The sequence below is a fragment of the Candidatus Eisenbacteria bacterium genome, assembly GCA_013140805.1.
In the GTDB taxonomy this organism is placed as follows: Bacteria; Eisenbacteria; RBG-16-71-46; order RBG-16-71-46; family RBG-16-71-46; genus JABFRW01.
The window spans coordinates 1-17,141 of sequence record JABFRW010000186.1 but is presented as its reverse complement, the minus strand read 5'-3'; the positions used below and the strand labels follow the sequence as shown (position 1 = coordinate 17,141).

Genomic DNA, 17,141 nt, shown 5'->3' with positions numbered 1-17,141 from the left:
GCCAGGGCCCCCGCCGGCGCGGCTACCAGCCTTCGACGGTTCGCGCGAGGATTTCATCGGCAATCTTCTTGAGGGCGGCGCTGCGACCGCCGATTTCGTCGGTCGCTTCGGCGCCCGGGACCGGCACCACGTAGTAGTTCGCGGTGCGCACCAGATCGTCGAGGTGCCACATCTCGCGATTCTTTACGCGATCACGCGCGGTGACTTCGACGCCGACCGTCACGCGATACTCCTGCGCGTTGGCGGCGGTGTTGAAACCGAACACGGCATTTCGATAGGAACGGATGCGGCCGCGAATCACCAGGTCGGCACTCTTCTCGTCCACGATGCGAAGGTGATTGTCGGAAACGAAGCGTTCGATCACGACGTCGGTGAGCGTACGCTCGATCTGATACTCGCTGGTGCCGTTCTCGAACACCGGGATCGCAACCGACTTGAGGTGCGCCGGCAGCAAGGCGGTGCTGGTGGTGTAGGCGCACCCACTCGCAAGCCCGAGGCTCAGCGAGGCGACGGCGAGCCACCGGCCGAATCGGGTCCCACCTGCGCCGTATTCGATCACCGACTTCCTCCCCGAAAACACGAGCACCCGACCGCCGGGCGGCCGGGTGCTCGACAGCGGACGCGGGCGAAGCGGACTCAGGCGGCGCGGTCCGAGGTTCCACTCTGCTCGGCGTCGTGCGGCGGCTCGAGACCGAACAGCTTCATGCGGTATCGGAGCTTGTCGCGCTTGACCTGAAGCATCTCGGCGGTGCGACTCTGATTCCACTTGGTAGCACAGGAGGCCTTGACGATCAAGGCTCGCTCGAGCTCCTCGACCAGCGACTCGAACGGAATCCCGCTCTGCGGCACCGGGCCGATGAGCCAGTCGTCCACTCGATGGCCGAGCGTGACCGCCTCGCTGGTGCGCGCGCGCGGTGCGATCTTCAGGTGACGCGGTTCCAGCATCTCCGCGGTCTCGAGCAGCACCGTGCGTTCGAACAGATTGCGCAGCTCCCGGATGTTGCCCGGCCACGGGTACTCCATGAGCAGGTTCGCGGCGGCCGGCGAGATGTCTCGGAAGCCCTTCTTGAACTGACGTGCGAAGCGCTCCATGAACAGCCTCGAGAGCGGCAGGATGTCCTCGCGGCGTTCGCGCAGCGGCGGCACCCACAGCGGCACCACTTTGAGGCGGTAATAGAGGTCCTCGCGGAACTGGCCCTCGGCGACCATGCGCTCGAGATTCTGGTTGGTGGCCGAGATGATGCGCAGGTTCACGCTGATGTCCTTGGTGCCGCCGACGCGCTTGAAGGTGCGGCGCTCCAGCACCCGTAGCAGCTTCACCTGGAGCATCGGGCTCATCTCGCCGATTTCGTCGAGGAACAGGGTACCGTTGTTCGCAAGCTCCATCAGCCCGAGCTTCTGATTGCGTGCGTCCGTGAACGCGCCCTTCTCGTGCCCGAACAGTTCGCTCTCGAGCAGCTCGCGCGGAATCGCGGCGCAGTTGATCTCGACGAACGGCTTGTCGTGGCGCGCGCTGACCCGGTGGATCAGATTCGCGAAGTACTCCTTGCCGGTTCCGCTCTCCCCCGCGATCAGCACGCTGGTGGTGTCGCCGCGCGCGACCTGCTCGGCGATGGTGTAGGACTCCTGCATGCCCGGGCTCTCGGAGCGCAGGTGGTCTTCATCCGAGAAGGCGTGGTGGCGGAGGCGCCGTAGCTCGATCCACAGCTTCTGGGACTCGAGGCCGCGCTCCACCAGCGCCAGCAGTTCCTCGTTCTGAAACGGCTTCTTCACGAACCAGAACGCGCCGCTCGACATGGCTTCGACCGCGGTTTCCAGCTCTCCGAACGCCGTCATGAGAATGACCGTCACCTCGGGCTGCATGCGCTTGATCTCTTTCAGCAACTCGAGTCCGCTGCCGTCCGGCAGCTTGAGATCCAGCAGCGCCAGATCCGGCATCTCCTGCTCGATCGCGTGACGGGCTTCCTTCAACGACCCCAGCGCTCGAACCGTGAAGCCTTCGGCCTCGAGCGCCTTTCCGACGAAATGCCGGATGGAGTCCTGGTCGTCCACCAGGAGGATGTTCGCCTTGCTCATGACGGGTCTCCCTCGAAGTCCATCGGCAATTCGAGCGTGAACGTGGTGCCGCGCCCGGAGGTGCTCTGGACGGTCAATGCGCCACCGTGGCGCTTCATGATGTCGTGGCAGATATACAGCCCGAGCCCGGTCCCGCCGGGCTTGGTGGTGAAGAACGGTTCGAACAACGTCGCGAGGTGTTCGGGGTCGATGCCATGGCCGAGGTCGGTGATGCGCACCACCACGCTCGGCGGTGCGGCATTGAGTGCGATCTCGCCTTCCGCCGGCCCGGGCGCGATCGAGACCCGAACCTCGGACCCCGGCGGGGAGGCCTCGGCCGCGTTCTTGATCAGGTTGATGAGCACCTGCTGCATGGAGTCCGCGTCGTGTGGCGGCGGCGGCGTCATCGGCGCGACCACGACCCGAACCGTCACGCCCCGGCTCACGAGCAACGCCTCGAGCGACTGAAGCGAGCGCTTGATCGTGCCATCGAGCGGCTGCGCGAGGCGCTGCAGCCCGCGCGGATGCGTGACGTCGAACAAGTCCTGCACGATCCGATCGAGGCGGCGGATCTCACTCAGGATGAACTCGACGTTCTCGCGTGCCTCGGGGAGATCCAGCGAGCGTTCGAAGTACTGGACGCCGGCGGCGATGCCGGTGAGCGGATTGCGGATCTCGTGCGCCACGCTCGAGGTGAAGCGGCCGAGTGCGGCCAGCCGGTCCTGCGAGCGCACGCGTTCCTCCGCGCGCTTGAGCGGAGTCAGGTCCACGAACGTGGCGATCGCGCCGTACACGGAGCGCTTCTCGTTCCGCAATAGCGAAGTCGTGAGGCTGACCGGAATCGGCGTTCCGTCCCGGCCGCGCAGCATGGTCTCCTGCCGCATCGCTTCACGTCCGGTGTCGAGTGCCGCCTGAAGCAGCCGTTCGCCGTCCTCCCCCGCGCATGCGCCGAACGGGCGCCCCACGATCTCGTCGGCAGTCCAGCCCAGCAACTGTTCGGCCGCCCGGTTGATGGTGAGCACCGCGCCCTGCAGATCGACCGCGACCAGTGCGCTCGCCATGCTGTCGAGGACGTGGAAGCGAAAACGCTCGCTGCGGCGCAGATCCTGCGTGAGCCTCGCGTTCTCGACCATGGGCGCAACCGAAAGCGCGATGGACTCGAGCAGCGTGAGATCGGCCGCGGTCAGCGCGACGTCGCGCCGCGAGCGTGCGAGTCCGATCAGCCCCAGCACCGGCATCCACTCGCATTGCAGGCAATGCTGCTGACGTTCCTCGCGCGACAGCGCCCAGTCGTCGGCGCCGCGTCCGGGCGGCGGGGCGAGCATGCCGGCATCGCCGAGCACGCAGCGGGCGCCGCACACTTCGTGTGTCTCACCGCGCGGCAGCAGCGACTGGCTGCGCTGCAGCGGAACGCACGCGACCGAGCCGAGTCCCGCCAGCACTTCGTCGAGTGGATGGCCGTTCGGCAATGCGAACGGAGCGTGGCGCTGCGCGTCGTGCCACAGCATCGAGCGATGCATCCACAGCGCGCGCAGTGCGGCGCCCCGGTCCCCTCTCGCCGTCAGCTCGAAGGCGTGGTTGTGCTCGCGCCCTCCCTCGATCGCGGTCCAGGTGCCTTCCAGCACGCCGCGATCGCGATCGAGGAGCAACAGGAAGGCGTGCGGATAGCCGAACGCGCGGGCAAGGAAGCGCGTCACGGTGCGCGTGGTGCCCGCCGCATCGTGCGTCGCGACCATGCGGCTCGCGACTTCGCGCAACGACACCAGCTGCACGTTGGTCTCGATCAGTCGGCGATGGCTGCGTTCCAGCTCTTCGACCAGGGTTTCGACCACGCCGATGAGCGCACCGGCATCACCCGCCGCAACCGGGGTCGCGAGCGAGGACGACGGCGCCAGGCCGCGGACTTCGTCCACGCGGCGCAGCAGATCATCGAGTGAAGCGCGGGTCTCGGAGGCCATGCCAGTACTTCGGCGCCTCCGACCCAGGGGTGGGCCGGCAGCGGGGTTCGTGACGATCGCACGCGCACCGCCGCAGGGCGGGGTGTTGGCGGCACGCGCGAGGGTCTCAGCTGCGGTCGGTGAACTCGATCACCGTGGATGCGGTGTATCGAATCTGGTCCTCCGTCAATTCGGGATAGATCGGAAGCGCAAGCGTTTCGTTCGCCGCTGCCTCCGATTGCGGCAGATCACCGGGCTTGTAGCCGAGGTTCGCGAAGCACTGCTGAAGGTGCAGCGGCACCGGATAATAGACCTCGTTGCCGACCTGCCGATCGTTCAGGTGCTGGCGCAGCCCCTCGCGATTCTCGAACCGGACGACGTACTGGTTGTAGATGTGGCGACTGCGCGGGTCGTGGTACGGCCGGCCGACGCGCGTGCCCTCGAACAGCTTGTTGTAGAGCGCCGCGTTGCGTGCGCGCGCTTCGCTCCAGCGGTCGAGGTGCTTGAGCTTGACTCGCAGGATCGCGGCCTGGATCGCGTCGAGGCGCGAGTTGGTGCCGACGATCGAGTGGTAGTACTTGGGCCGCGCGCCGTGTTCCCGCAGCAGGCGCACGCGATCGGCGAGCGCCTCGTCCTGCGCCGTCACCATGCCGCCGTCGCCGGCGCCGCCGAGATTCTTGGACGGGAAGAACGAGAAGCATCCGAAGTCGCCGACCGACCCCGCGCGCTTCCCCTCCCACTCCGAACCGATCGCCTGCGCCGCATCCTCGATCAGGTAGAGGTCGTGCTTGTCGCACACCGCCTTCACCACGGTCAGATCGCAGCACTGTCCGTAGAGATGCACGGCGATCACCGCTTTGGTGCGCGGCGTGATCGCGGCTTCGAGCCGGTGCGGATCCACGTTGTAGGTCCGGGGGTCGATATCGACGAACACCGGAGTCGCGCCGATGTTCACGACCGTGCCGGCGGTGGCGAAGAACGAATAGCCGGTCGTCACCACTTCGTCGCCGGGGCCGACGCCGACCGCGCGCAACGCGAGGATCAGCGCGTCGGTGCCCGACGCGCACGCGATCGCATGCGGGCTCTGGCTGTAGCGGGCGATCTCGGTCTCGAGCCCGGTGACTTCGGGGCCGCCGATGAACCGCGCGCTGTCGAGCACGCGATGGATCGCCGCATCCATGTCGTCCTTCAAGGTGGCGTACTGCGCCTGCAGATCGAGGAGCGGAACGCTCATCCCGGTTTTCACCGGCGTCGGGGTCATGCGGTTCTCCATGCGGTTCACGGGTGTCCGGCGCTCAGGCGTCGGTCCAGCCCTGGTTTTCGAGCCATTGTTCGACCGGGACCTCGCGCAGCGGCCGCGCGGGGCTTCCCATCACGATCGTGCGGGCCGGTACGTCGCGGGTCACCACCGATCCGGCCGCCACCAGTCCATCCTCTCCGACCGTCACGCCGGGCAGCAGCACGGTACCGGCGCCGACGCGACCCCCGCGTTTCACGGTCACACCCTTGAAGTGCTTGAAGCGTTCGGCGGTGCGGCCGACGAAGTTGTCGTTCGACGTCACGACGCCGGGCGCGATGAACACCCGATCCTCGAGTGTCGAATACGCCGTGATGTAGCACTCGCTCTCGAGCTTGCAGTAGCGGCCGATCGAGCACACGTTCTCGATCGTCACACCGCGACCTACGATGGTGCCGCGCCCGATCGTCACGTTCTCGCGCACCGTGCACAGGTCCGCCATCAAGACGCGCGCGTCGATCGCGGCACCCCGGTACAGGATGACGCCGGTTCCGACGATGCACTGATCGCCGAGCGAGAGCGGCGCCAGCTCCTGTTCCTTGGTGGTGGCCGAGTTCGCGGCTCGCATCGGTCGCTTGCCCAGATTCGCCTGGTCGTCGATGCGCACGTCGTTGCCGATCCGGGTGCCGTCGTGGATCACGACATGATGACCGATCCGGCAGCCGCTCCCGATCGTCACGCCGTCGCCGATCACGCAATGCTCGCCGAACGTGGTGCCGGCGCCGACCTGGGCCGAGGGATGAACGGTCGTGCTCATGACACGCCCGCGCCGGCGGGATGCAGCGGAATCGGAGCGCCGCCCGCCTCGAGCGAAGCCTGCGCCGCGGCCAGCACTCGCACCACGGCCAGCCCGTTCGCACCGTCGGTGAGCGGCTCGCGACGCTCGCGGACGCAGTCGACGAAGTGAGCACACTCGAGCCGCAACGGCTCCTGCAACGACAGCTTCGGGACCAGGATGTCGCCGCTGCGAACCGTGAGCGAATCGCCGTAGCTCACCACTTCGCCGCCGCGATCCACGCCCTTGTCGTAGATGCGCAGCTTCTCGCTCGCGTCCATGTCGTCGAACACCACCATCTTGCGACTTCCGACCACGGTGAACTTGCGAATCTTGTGCGGGTCGAGCCATGAGACGTGTACGTGAGCCATGCGTCCATTCGCGAACCGCAGATCCACGAACACCACGTCCTCGATGTGCGACTGCAGAAACGCCGAGCCGCGCGCGACGACGTCGATCGGCTCCTCGCCGATCAGGTGCAGGATCACCGACAGGTCGTGCGGGGCGAAGCTCCACAGCGCGTTCTCGTCGCGCCGCACCTTGCCGAGATTCACGCGCTGCGAATACAGGTAGTAGAGCTCGCCCAGTTCACCGCGCGTGACCATGTCCTTCAGGTAGCGCACCGCGGGGTGAAACAGCAGCAGGTGCCCGACCATGAGGATGCGCTCGCGATGGCGCGCCAGCGCCACCAGTTCCTCCGCGTGCGCGACCTCGAGCGTGAGGGGCTTCTCGACGTAGACGTCCTTGCCGGCTTCGAGCATCTGTCGCGCGATCGCGTAGTGCGAGACCGCCGGCGCCGCGATCACCACGCCCTGAACGTCCGGAGCCGAGGCGATGTCGTCGGCCGAGCGCACGGCGCGCGCCTGCGGGTAGAGTGCCGCGGACTTCTGCAGGCGCTCGGGATCCGCGTCGCACACCGCGACCAGCCGGGCGCCCGGAAGACTCGCAAAGTTGCGAACCAGGTTGGCGCCCCAATCGCCGGTTCCGACCACGGCAATGCCGATCGGCTGGCTCATCGAGGACTCTCCGGTGACGGCAATCGGGGATCGGCGGATGCAACGCTTCCGCGGCGCGCGAGGCGGCGGAGCTTAGCAGCGCATGCGGGGGGCGGCAACGCGCACACTAGGCCGCCTCGCTGCGGAACGTCATCACGCAATTGCGGCCCAGTTTCTTGGCGGCATACAGCGCGTGATCCGCGGACCGGATCAGCGCACTCGGGGTATCGCCGTCGGCCGGGAAGGTGGCCACGCCGCCGCTGATCGTGATCTGGCCCTGCGCGGCGAGCGGAAACGCGTGGTCGGCGATTGCGGCTCGCAGGCGCTCGGCCGCCGTGATCGCACCGTCGATCGGCGTCTGCGGAAGGATGATCGTGAACTCGTCGCCGCCGTACTTGGCGACCAGGTCCCACGAGCGCACCTTTTCGGCCAGCAGCCCCGCCATCTCGCGCAACAGGTAGCTGCCGCGCAGGTGTCCGTGACGGTCGTTGTACGACTTGAGATTGTCGACGTCGAGCATGATCACTGACAACTCCTGGCTGTAGCGTGCCGCCCGTTTGACCTCGCGCTTGAGCGCGCTCTTGAGGAATCGGTAGTTGTAGACGCGCGTCAGATCGTCGGTCACCGCGAGCGTCTTCACGCTCAGCGTGAGCCGCAGGTTCTCGAGCGCGAGCATCAGCCACGCCGTCAGCATGACCAGCACGCGCACGTCCTCGTCCTCGAATCCCGGTGCGTCGGCATCGCGCACCACGGCGAGGTAGCCGCGATCGCGCTCCCGCACACGCAGCGGGACGCACACACCGGGGCCCGGCTCGAGGTCCTCCCCACGTTCGTCGGGGCTGATCCTCGGATCCGCGGCGAGATTTGCGACCGCGATCGGCACCCCGTCCCGATGCAGGGCGTGCGCGAGGGCGCTGTCGGCGAGTACGGCTCCCGAGCTCACGGGCGTGACCTCGCCACGCTTGAGCACGAATCGTTCGTAGCGCCGGTTCTCGGGCACCACGAGGAAGGCGCTATGAGCCCCCGAAACCTGGATCGCCGTCCGCAGGCACAGGGCGATCGCCTCCTCGCGCGTGCGCCCGGAATGGCGGCGACACAGTTCGAGCAGCGAATCGAGCATCCGTTCTCGAGACGGGAGCGACATGGCGTCCTTCCGGGTGTGCTGGGGGAAATCCCACAAAAGTTAGGCAACCCGTATGCCACCGTCCGAAAAGCCTCATTCGCGTGCGCTGAGTCGCAGCAAACGCAAGCCGAGCAAGCACGTGCGGGCGCCGAATGCGATCACTCCCACCCCGATCAGGAGCCACACCAGCGGTCGATGGGACGGCGATAGCGGCAAGAGAGCAGCCGACTTGGCGAACTCCCGTCCGCCCCACACCAGCGCGAAGGTCAGCGCAGCCGAGACCAGCGTCTGTGAAAGCGCCCACGCCGCGGCCTCGGCATCGCGATCGGCCCGCTCGGCGAGCGAACGCTGCGCAAAGCCCGCGCGCCCCATTGCGAGGTGCACGGGTGCTGGGGCACTCGACGCACTTTCCTGCCCGCCGTGACCGAGCTCGAGCGCCGGGCCCGAACGTCGCGCCGTCCACAATCGGGTGGCGCCGAGCAGGAACGAGCGGCGCGTCGTGATGCGAAATCCGGCCGCTTCCAGCTCGCGCTCGAATTCCGTCCCGTCACCGAACTCGAAGATGGAGTCGCTCAGATAGCGGTAGGCGGACGGGTCCGGAGAGAGGCGACCGAGCGCCGGAACGACGTGCCTGAGATGCGCGGCGTGAACTGGCGCGAACGCGCCGCCCCGGGGGGCCGCCGCCTCGAGAATCACGAGCGTGCCGTCCGGTTCGAGCACCCTTGCAAGCTCAGCGATCGCGAGAGGTCGCGGCCGTAAGTTTCTGATACCGAACGCGATCGTGATCGCGCTCAGGGCCTGGTCTCGAACCGGCAGCCGAAAGCCGTCGGCGCACGCGAAGCGCGGCGCCCAGCCCGCACCTCCGTAGGCATCCTGCGCGTGTTCCAGCATCCGCAGGCTCACGTCCATGCCGATCACGGTTCGGCCTGCTCGCCGCAGCCCCGGCAGCGACACGCCGCTGCCTGTACACAGGTCCAGCACCACCCGTGCTTCCTCGGGCACCTCGCGCCACATCGCCGCGCGCCAGGCACCGTCCTGCCCGAGCGTCATGAGGCGGTTGAGCAGGTCGTACCGGCCCGAGACGTCGTCGAACATGCCGGCCATCGCGCGCGACGCCTGCGGGGCGAAGCGTGACTGGTGCGTGGGATCGTCGGTCGATGGCATCGAGGGGCCGGCCGCAGGAAAGGTGGTGCGCCCGACAGGAATCGAACCTGTAACCTTTAGCTCCGGAGGCTAACGCTCTATCCAATTGAGCTACGGGCGCAGCGGGCAGCGTTTATAGCACACTAGCGGTAAAGGGTCTTCAACTGTCCCAGCGTCGTGGAACGGGCCGGTTGCGGCGCCGCGAAGCGGGCCGACTGCGGAACCGTCTCATCCTCCCAGCGCTCCAGGAACCAGCACGTCGAGTCGGGTCGTTCGAGCCCCGCGCGACGCTCGGCCGAGAGCGTCGCCGAATCGCCACGGACCAGGTAGAACACCGCGTAGCCGGTGATGTTCAGCTGAATGCCCTCGACGTCGGTCACGTCGAGCGTCAACGGCGTGCGGGTCATGGCGCGGAATCGAGTGTCCCCGTGCCCCGCCCTCGGATCCGGGAAGAAGGTCGGCGTCTGTGCCGTCACCAGCGTGATCGCTGTCACCGGCAGAGTCGAATCGCCGCCACTCGTCAGGTGGCGGAAGAAGACTCGCTCGTCGACCGCGGACCACGGCGTGTTCTGCCACGCGTGTGCAACGGTGTCGCCGGCGGCGAACGCGAAACGAAAGTCGTCGGTCAGCGTCCGCTCGTACTCGTCCGGGTCGAATGTGTTCCATGCGTGTTCGACCAACCGGAGGAGCTCGCTCGGGCTCGCCGCGTGCAGAACCGCCGCGACCGGCGCGGGGCGCGTGAACACGGTTCCCTTCGTACAGCTGGCGAGCGGCACGAGTGCCAGGGCCGCGCATGCCGTCGCAAACGCCAGCGCACGCGTCGCGTGAACGAGCATGCGACTGCCTCGGACCGCGTTCATGCGCTGCCCTCCCGCCTCACACGCAGCACCTCTTCGACGTCCTTGTCGCCTCGGCCCGACAGATTGACGATGACGCGCGTCTTCGCGCCGAGCGCGCGACCCTCTCGGACCACCCACGCCAGCGCGTGCGCACTCTCGAGCGCCGGCAGAATGCCCTCGTCGCGGGACAGCGCCTCGAAGGCGTCGAGCGCCTCGGCGTCCGTGGCGTGCGAGTAGGTCGCCAGCCCTCGATCCGCGAGCCACGCGTGCTCGGGCCCGAGCGCCGGATAGTCTAACCCCGCGGACACCGAGTGGGTTTCGCGAATCATGCCGCGCGCGTCCTGAAGGAGCAGTGTCCGGGTTCCGTGAAGCACGCCGACGCTGGGGTCGGCGAAGCGCGCGGCATGGCGGCCGCTCGCGAGGCCGAGCCCACCGGCTTCCACACCGACCTTGCGCACCTGGGCCACATCGAGGAATGCATGAAAGAGCCCGATCGCGTTGCTGCCCCCGCCCACGCACGCGACCAGCAGATCGGGCAGCCCGCCCTCCTGCCGTTCGAACTGCGCGCGTGCTTCGAGGCCGATCACGCGGTGGAAGTCGCGCACCATGGTCGGAAACGGGTGCGGGCCCAGCACGGAGCCCAGCACGTAGTGCGTGGTGCGCACCGAGGTCACCCAGTCGCGCAGTGCCTCGTTGATCGCGTCCTTGAGCGTGCGGCTGCCCGAGTCGACCTCGCGCACGTCGGCGCCGAGCAGCTTCATGCGCTGCACGTTCAGACGCTGGCGCCTCACATCCTCGCTGCCCATGTAGACCACGCACTCGAGCCCGAAGCGTGCGGCCGCGGCGGCGGTCGCTACTCCGTGCTGTCCGGCTCCGGTCTCGGCGATCACGCGCGGCTTGCCCATGCGTTTCGTGAGCAGACACTGGCCGATCGTGTTGTTGATCTTGTGCGCGCCGGTGTGGAGCAGATCTTCGCGCTTGAGGAACACCCGGCAGCCCGCTCGTTCCGAGAAGCGCCGCGCCTCGACCAGCGGAGTCGGGCGACCGGCGAACTCGTGGAGCGCCTGATCGAGCGTGCGCTGAAACTCGGGGTCGGCGCACGCTCGCGCGTACTCGTCGGTCAGCGCATCGAGCGCATGGATCAGCGTCTCGGGAACGTAGCGACCCCCGTAGGGCCCGAAATGGCCGGGGCGATCGGGCTCAGCCACGGGAACGCTCATCGGCGAGGCGCGCCGCTTCGACGAAGCGCTTCACCCTGTCCGGGTCCTTGATTCCGGGCGAGTATTCGAGGCGCGAGGCCGCGTCGACGCCGAACGGGTGGGCGATCGCGATCGCCTCCGCCACGTTGGAGCCGTCGAGCCCGCCGGCGAGCATGAAGGGCCGATCACCGCACAGCCCCGGCAGCCGCGCCCACGGAAGCGTCACGCCGGTGCCGCCGGTGAGCGTGGGATGCGCGGCATCGAGATGCACCAGATGAGGCGGCGGTGCGAGCTCGCCGATCAGTCGCCCGTCCGCGTCGACCGCGGCGACGAACGCGCATGGCAGCGGGAAGTCGGCCGGCCATGTGGAGGGACTGACGCGATGCAACTGCAGTCGCGAGGCGCCGGCGCGCTGCGCGAGCGTCAGAGCCTCGCGCGGCGACACGGCGGCGAGCACCGCCACGCCGGTCGCACCCGGCAAACGGCTCACGACCGCGGCCATGCCGTCGGCGCCGATCTCACGCGGGCCGCCGGCCGAGACGATGAAGCCCAGCCAGTCGGCCCCGCATGCGATCGCGTGCTCGGCGTCCTCGAACCGCGTCAGCCCGCACACCTTCACGATCGTGTGCCGCGCGGCGGTCACGCCCCGGCGCCCTCACCCCGCGCAGCCGCCGCCAGGGTCGCGAGCGTCGCGGTCGGGTCGAGACTGGTCATGAACACCTCGCCCATCAGCACCGAGTCGCAGCGCGTCGCACGCAGTCGAGCGAGGTCCTCGGGCCGGCTGATGCCGCTCTCGGCGACCGTCGCGACGTGACCGGGAATCTCGGGCAGCAATCGTTCGGACAGCGAGAGGTCGACTTCGAAGGTCTGCAAATCGCGATGATTGATGCCGACGATGGTCGCTCCGGCTCGCAGCGCGGCATTCAATTCGCCCCCGTCGTGCACCTCGACCAGTGCGTCGAGCCCCAGCAGTCGCGCGTCGCTGATGAGTCGCTGCATCGAGACTTCCGACAACATCGCCGCGATCAGCAGCACGCCGTCGGCACCGCGCGCGGCGGCATCGAGCAGCTGATAGGAGTCGAAGACAAAATCCTTGAGCAGCAGCGGGATCGTGACGTGTGGACGCACCGCGTCGATCCAGCCGAGATCGCCGTGAAAGAAATCCGGTTCGGTCACGAGCGAGATCGCGGCCGCTCCCCCGAGTTCGAAGGCGCGCGCGCGCGCCACCGGGTCCACGTTCGCGTCGAGCACTCCCCTCGACGGCGAGGTGTGCTTGACCTCGCAGATCATGCGCAGCGGATCGGAGGGGCGCGCGCGCCTCAGCGCACGTTCGAGTCGCCCGATCGGCCGGGTTCGCGAGAGCCGCGCGCGCAGCTCGTGCGGCGGGCGCTCGACCTTGAGCCGCTCGATGCGTGGCCGGCGGGCCGCCGCGATCTGCTCGAGGATGCCGGGACCGCTCACGGACGCCCCTTGACGACCAGCGTGTTCGTCATCAGGTCGTGCAGCGTCTGGCGTCGGCTCGTGAATGCGGCCATCACGTAGCCGATTCCGAACGTCAGATTGCTGACGAAGCGCGCCAGCCACCGCAGGGAAGCGCGGCCGAAGCCGATGCGGCGGCCTTCGAGATCGGTGACGCGAACGCCGAGCAGCAACTTGCCGAGTGTCGCCTGAGTCGCGGAACTCTCGAGCAGCGCGTAATACAGCCAGCTGATCAACAAGGTGCAGGCGTTTGTCAGCGCGAGGGCGCCGATCGATGCGGTCAGTGCGTCGAAGTCCGGGAGCCCGTTACTGCCGAACAGGAACGGCAGGTCCTGGCCGATCGTGAGCGAGACCGGAAGCTGAAGCACGCACAGCAGGAGCGAGTCCACCCACAGCGCGAAGAAGCGCCGCCAGAAACCGGCGTATCTCGGAGAGGTCGCGAGCGGCTCCGCGGTCACCACGGGCTGCACAGCGGCGAACGGCTCCGCGGCCATGATCGGCGCGCCCGTGGGTGCCAGCGCCGCCCCGCAGTTCGAGCAATAGATGGCGTTGGGCTGCACCTCTCGGCCACAGCGGGAACAGAACACGAGCCCCTCCCCCGCTAGATGCGCAGCGACGCCATGTCGCCGAGCTTGGCGGCCGCGGTGCCGCGATCGATCGCCTGCTGAGCACTCGTGATGCCCTCGCCCAGATCGCGCGCGACTCCTGCGACCACCAGGGCGGCGCCGGTGTTCAGCACGACGATGTCGCGCGCCGCGCCTTTCTCGCCCTCGAGCACCGCTCGAATGCGCGTGGCGTTCTCGCTCGCGTCGCCGCCGGCGACTCCGGAGCGATCAGTGTGCAGCAGGCCGAACTCGGCCGGGTCGACTTCGAATTCGCGGATCGCTCCGCGGTCGAGCTCGGCGACGTGTGACTTGGCGAACACCGTCAGTTCGTCGAGTCCGTCGCGTCCGTGCACCACCCAGGCGCGTTCGCTGCCGAGTCGATGGAGCACCTCGGCGATCGGGCGCACCAGGCTGTCGGCGTAGACGCCGAGCAACTGGCGATGGGCGCCGGCCGGGTTGGTGAGCGGGCCGAGCACGTTGAAGACGGTGCGCACGCCCAGCTCGCGTCGCGGTCCGGCCGCATGCCGGAGCGCGGTGTGGTAGTGGGGCGCGAACAGGAACGTGATGCCGAGCAGGTCGAGCGAGCGCCCCGCATCTTCGGGGGTCAGGTCGATTCGCACGCCGAGCGCTTCCAGAACGTCGGCGCTGCCGGCGCGGCTCGAGACCGCGCGATTGCCGTGCTTCGCCACCGCGACTCCGCACGCCGCGGTCACGATCGCGACGGTGGTCGAGATGTTGAACGTGCCGGCGTTGTCACCACCTGTGCCGCAGGTGTCGAGCAGCGGGCTGCGGCGGGTGCGCAATGGAGCGACGCGGCCCCGCATGGCCTCCGACATCCCCGCCAGCACGTCGGGTGTTTCGCCGCGCATGCGCAACGCGATCGCGAAGCCGGCGATCTGCGCCGAAGTCGCGTCGCCCGCGAGGATCTGCTCCATCACCGCGCGGCCTTCTTCGCGCGAGATCGCGGTTCCGTCGAGAAGGTGCGCGATCGCCGTCTGAATCACGTCGTGGTCTCCTTGGCCTGGCGGCACAACACGAGGAAGTTCTCCATCAGCTTGAGTCCCGGCGCCGTCAGCACCGACTCGGGGTGGAACTGAACGCCCCAGGTCTCGTGCTCTCGATGCTTGAGCCCCATGATTTCGCCGTCGGGCGTCCAGGCGATGACTTCCAGAATCGCGGGCAGTCCCTCGCGCTCGACGATCAACGAATGGTAGCGCGTGGCCTCGAACGGGTTGTCGATGCCTGCGAACAGCCCACGGCCCTGGTGGAGCACCGGGCTGGTCTTGCCGTGCATCAGCTTGGTGGCCCGAACCACGCGACCTCCGAATACCTCTCCGATGCCCTGATGGCCCAGACACACGCCGAGCACCGGCACACGACCCGAGAAGTGGCGGATCACGTCTTCCGAGATGCCGGCGTCGCGCGGCTGCCCGGGCCCCGGCGAGATCACGATGCCTTCGGGCGCGAGCTCGGCGAGCGCTTCGACGGTGATCGCGTCGTTGCGTGTCACCTGCAGCTCGGCACCGAGGGTGCCCAGATACTGCACCAGGTTGTAGGTGAAGGAGTCGTAGTTGTCGATGACCGCGATCATGCGAGTCCCTGCTCGGCCCGCTGTACCGCCAGCCACAACGCACGACCCTTGTTCAGCGTCTCCTCCCACTCGCGCTCGGGCTCCGAGTCGGCAACGATGCCGGCGCCGGCGCCCCACGTCGCCTCGCCGTTTCGATAGACGAGCGTGCGGATCGCGATGCACAGATCGAGGTTGCCATGATAGTCGAAGTGCCCGACCGCACCCGCATACACCCCGCGAGGCGAGGGCTCGAGGCTCGAGATGATCTCCATCGCCCGCACTTTCGGGGCCCCCGACACGGTGCCGGCGGGAAAGCACGCGGCGACGATGTCGAGCGGTGTGGCGTCCGGGCGCACCTGACCGCGCACATTGGAGACCAGGTGCATGACCTGCGAGTAGCGCTCGACGCTCATGCGCTCGTTGGTTTCGACCGAGCCGTACTGCGCGACGCGGCCGACGTCGTTACGCCCCAGGTCGACCAGCATCACGTGCTCGGCGCACTCCTTCTCGTTCGCGCGCAGCTCGGCCTCGAGTTCGCGGTCCTCTTCGGGAGTACGACCGCGGGGACGGGTGCCAGCGATCGGCCGGACCTCGACCAGCGCATCGGTCTTCCGCACCAGCACCTCAGGCGACGAACCCGCGATCGCCAGCTCGCCGAGCTTGAGGAAGTACATGTAGGGCGAGGGGTTCGTCACGCGCAGCGCGCGATAAGCCTCGAACGCATCGTGACCCACTGCGACACTCATGCGGTGGCTCAGCACCGCCTGGAAGATGTCGCCGGCGCGGATGTGTTCCTTCGCGACATCGACGGCTCGGCAGTAACTCTCCCGCGTCATGGTCGAGCGCGGCTCGGGTAGTGGCTGGCCGCGTCGCGGCTCATTCCAGGGCAGGGGCGCGCGCAGTCGTGCAACCTCGGCTTCGAGGCGTGCGACGGCCGCGTCGTAGGCCGCGGGCGGATCGGATCCGGCCCGCGCATGCGTCACGACCTTCATCGTGTGCGACAAGTTGTCGAACACGCTCACCACGTCGCCGAACATCAGCACCGCATCGGGGATCGTGTCGTCGGCGTGCGGGTGCTCCGGCACGCGTTCGAACCATCGCACCACGTCGTAACCCATGAAGCCCACCGCGCCGCCACAGAACCGCGGCAGGCCCGGCAGCGCGACCGCCTGATGCTCTTCGAGCAGTCGCTGCAACGCCGCGCGTGGGTGCCCTTCGAGCGCACGGCTCGCTCCGTTCTCGATCAGCTCCGCGCGTCCGCCCCGAGCCACGAACACCTTGGAGGGGCGGCTGCCGAGCAGCGAGTAGCGGCCCCACTTCTCTCCGCCCTCGACGCTCTCGAGCAGAAACGAATAGGCGCCCGAGTCGACTTTTCGAAACGCCGAGACCGGGGTCTCGAAGTCGGCGAAGACCTCCCGGTACACGGGAACCAGCCGTCCCCCGCGGGCCAGCGCGGCGAACTCGGAGCGGGTCGGAACGATCATGCGGGTTCTGGACTCCCTCGATCAGCGATGGGCGAGCAACTCGCGGGCCTGCTTGCGGGTGGTGTCGGTGACGCGATCGCCGGCCAGCATGCGCGCGATTTCGGCGACCCGATCCTCGTGTTCGACCGGCTGGATCCGGGCGAGTGTGCGCCCCGCGTCGACCCGCTTGACCACGCTCAAATGGTGGTCGGCGAGCGCCGCGATGAGCGGAAGATGCGTGACGCAGACGATCTGGCGATGCCGGGCGAGGCGACTCAGGCGCTCTCCGACGGCCTGTGCGACCACTCCCCCGATCCCGGAATCTACTTCGTCGAAAAACAACAGGTCAACGCGATCGCGGCTCTCGATCACGCTCTTGAGCGCCAGCATGACGCGTGACAGCTCGCCTCCCGAGGCGATGCGGGCGAGCGCGCGCGCGGGTTCGCCCGGATTTGCGGTGAACTGGAGCGCAACCGGTCCGAGAATCGACTCGATGCGTGCCGCGGGTCGCGGCCCCGAAGGGTCAGATGCCACCTCGGGCGCTCCAACCTCGAACGACAGCTCGGCGTGCGGCATGCCGAGCGGAGCGAGCTCCGTCGCCAGGCGTGGCCCCCACACCCGCGCGGCCGCGCGCCGCCGCTGGGTGAGCGCATGGCCTGCC

At 68.2% G+C, this 17,141-nt stretch carries 17 protein-coding genes and 1 tRNA gene; all 18 read right to left on the bottom strand.

Features of this window, described 5'->3' with window-relative positions; translation table 11 throughout:
* Positions 1-22: 22 nt before the first annotated feature.
* Positions 23-559, bottom strand: a complete 537-nt coding sequence (locus HOP12_14280) for an LptE family protein (protein NOT35307.1) — start codon at positions 557-559, stop codon at positions 23-25.
* Between the two features lie 77 nt (positions 560-636).
* The gene (locus HOP12_14275; protein ID NOT35306.1) at positions 637-2,076 is read right to left on the bottom strand and encodes a sigma-54-dependent Fis family transcriptional regulator; all 1,440 of its coding nucleotides are present in this window, start codon (positions 2,074-2,076) and stop codon (positions 637-639) included.
* Positions 2,073-4,013: a PAS domain S-box protein gene (locus HOP12_14270; GenBank protein NOT35305.1), complete on the bottom strand. Its 1,941-nt coding sequence runs from the start codon at positions 4,011-4,013 to the stop codon at positions 2,073-2,075. The genes HOP12_14275 and HOP12_14270 overlap by 4 nt, the downstream gene beginning before the upstream one ends.
* A gap of 106 nt (positions 4,014-4,119) precedes the next feature.
* Positions 4,120-5,226, bottom strand: a complete 1,107-nt coding sequence (locus HOP12_14265; GenBank protein ID NOT35304.1) for a DegT/DnrJ/EryC1/StrS family aminotransferase — start codon at positions 5,224-5,226, stop codon at positions 4,120-4,122.
* Between the two features lie 61 nt (positions 5,227-5,287).
* Positions 5,288-6,046: an N-acetyltransferase gene (locus HOP12_14260; GenBank protein NOT35303.1), complete on the bottom strand. Its 759-nt coding sequence runs from the start codon at positions 6,044-6,046 to the stop codon at positions 5,288-5,290.
* Complete coding sequence (locus HOP12_14255) at positions 6,043-7,080, bottom strand: Gfo/Idh/MocA family oxidoreductase (GenBank protein NOT35302.1); 1,038 nt, start codon at positions 7,078-7,080, stop codon at positions 6,043-6,045. The genes HOP12_14260 and HOP12_14255 overlap by 4 nt, the downstream gene beginning before the upstream one ends.
* A gap of 106 nt (positions 7,081-7,186) precedes the next feature.
* Positions 7,187-8,203, bottom strand: coding sequence for a sensor domain-containing diguanylate cyclase (locus HOP12_14250; protein ID NOT35301.1), 1,017 nt, complete (start codon positions 8,201-8,203; stop codon positions 7,187-7,189).
* 72 nt (positions 8,204-8,275) lie between these two features.
* The gene (locus tag HOP12_14245) at positions 8,276-9,346 is read right to left on the bottom strand and encodes a ubiquinone/menaquinone biosynthesis methyltransferase (GenBank protein ID NOT35300.1); all 1,071 of its coding nucleotides are present in this window, start codon (positions 9,344-9,346) and stop codon (positions 8,276-8,278) included.
* Positions 9,347-9,369: 23 nt separating this feature from the next.
* Positions 9,370-9,446 (bottom strand) — tRNA-Arg (locus HOP12_14240).
* Between the two features lie 22 nt (positions 9,447-9,468).
* Positions 9,469-10,185 carry a hypothetical protein gene (locus tag HOP12_14235; protein ID NOT35299.1) on the bottom strand — a complete coding sequence of 239 codons (717 nt, stop codon included), beginning with the start codon at positions 10,183-10,185 and terminating at the stop codon, positions 9,469-9,471.
* A complete protein-coding gene (gene trpB, locus HOP12_14230) occupies positions 10,182-11,384 on the bottom strand; it encodes a tryptophan synthase subunit beta (protein NOT35298.1) in 1,203 nt (400 codons plus the stop codon). The genes HOP12_14235 and trpB overlap by 4 nt, the downstream gene beginning before the upstream one ends.
* Positions 11,365-12,006 (bottom strand): phosphoribosylanthranilate isomerase, encoded by a 642-nt coding sequence (locus HOP12_14225; GenBank protein NOT35297.1) that lies wholly within the window; start codon positions 12,004-12,006, stop codon positions 11,365-11,367. The genes trpB and HOP12_14225 overlap by 20 nt, the downstream gene beginning before the upstream one ends.
* Complete coding sequence (gene trpC / locus HOP12_14220) at positions 12,003-12,824, bottom strand: indole-3-glycerol phosphate synthase TrpC (protein ID NOT35296.1); 822 nt, start codon at positions 12,822-12,824, stop codon at positions 12,003-12,005. The genes HOP12_14225 and trpC overlap by 4 nt, the downstream gene beginning before the upstream one ends.
* Positions 12,821-13,429 (bottom strand): zinc-ribbon domain-containing protein, encoded by a 609-nt coding sequence (locus HOP12_14215; protein ID NOT35295.1) that lies wholly within the window; start codon positions 13,427-13,429, stop codon positions 12,821-12,823. The genes trpC and HOP12_14215 overlap by 4 nt, the downstream gene beginning before the upstream one ends.
* 14 nt (positions 13,430-13,443) lie before the next feature.
* Positions 13,444-14,478 (bottom strand): anthranilate phosphoribosyltransferase, encoded by a 1,035-nt coding sequence (gene trpD / locus HOP12_14210; GenBank protein NOT35294.1) that lies wholly within the window; start codon positions 14,476-14,478, stop codon positions 13,444-13,446.
* Positions 14,448-15,038 carry an aminodeoxychorismate/anthranilate synthase component II gene (locus HOP12_14205; protein ID NOT35293.1) on the bottom strand — a complete coding sequence of 197 codons (591 nt, stop codon included), beginning with the start codon at positions 15,036-15,038 and terminating at the stop codon, positions 14,448-14,450. Before HOP12_14205 ends, trpD begins: the two co-directional genes overlap by 31 nt.
* Complete coding sequence (gene trpE, locus HOP12_14200; GenBank protein ID NOT35292.1) at positions 15,035-16,501, bottom strand: anthranilate synthase component I; 1,467 nt, start codon at positions 16,499-16,501, stop codon at positions 15,035-15,037. Before trpE ends, HOP12_14205 begins: the two co-directional genes overlap by 4 nt.
* 21 nt (positions 16,502-16,522) lie before the next feature.
* Positions 16,523-17,141, bottom strand: a 619-nt coding sequence (locus HOP12_14195) for a DNA repair protein RecN (GenBank protein ID NOT35291.1), incomplete at its 5' end; no start/stop codon positions are given.

Coding starts and splice junctions, on each gene's coding strand:
- HOP12_14275 (NOT35306.1), bottom strand. CDS start 2,076: ATGAGCAAGGCGAACATCCTCCTGGTGGACGACCAGGACTCCATCCGG.
- HOP12_14270 (NOT35305.1), bottom strand. CDS start 4,013: ATGGCCTCCGAGACCCGCGCTTCACTCGATGATCTGCTGCGCCGCGTG.
- HOP12_14265 (NOT35304.1), bottom strand. CDS start 5,226: ATGAGCGTTCCGCTCCTCGATCTGCAGGCGCAGTACGCCACCTTGAAG.
- HOP12_14260 (NOT35303.1), bottom strand. CDS start 6,046: ATGAGCACGACCGTTCATCCCTCGGCCCAGGTCGGCGCCGGCACCACG.
- HOP12_14255 (NOT35302.1), bottom strand. CDS start 7,080: ATGAGCCAGCCGATCGGCATTGCCGTGGTCGGAACCGGCGATTGGGGC.
- HOP12_14250 (NOT35301.1), bottom strand. CDS start 8,203: ATGTCGCTCCCGTCTCGAGAACGGATGCTCGATTCGCTGCTCGAACTG.
- HOP12_14245 (NOT35300.1), bottom strand. CDS start 9,346: ATGCCATCGACCGACGATCCCACGCACCAGTCACGCTTCGCCCCGCAG.
- HOP12_14235 (NOT35299.1), bottom strand. CDS start 10,185: ATGAACGCGGTCCGAGGCAGTCGCATGCTCGTTCACGCGACGCGTGCG.
- trpB (NOT35298.1), bottom strand. CDS start 11,384: ATGAGCGTTCCCGTGGCTGAGCCCGATCGCCCCGGCCATTTCGGGCCC.
- HOP12_14205 (NOT35293.1), bottom strand. CDS start 15,038: ATGATCGCGGTCATCGACAACTACGACTCCTTCACCTACAACCTGGTG.
- trpE (NOT35292.1), bottom strand. CDS start 16,501: ATGATCGTTCCGACCCGCTCCGAGTTCGCCGCGCTGGCCCGCGGGGGA.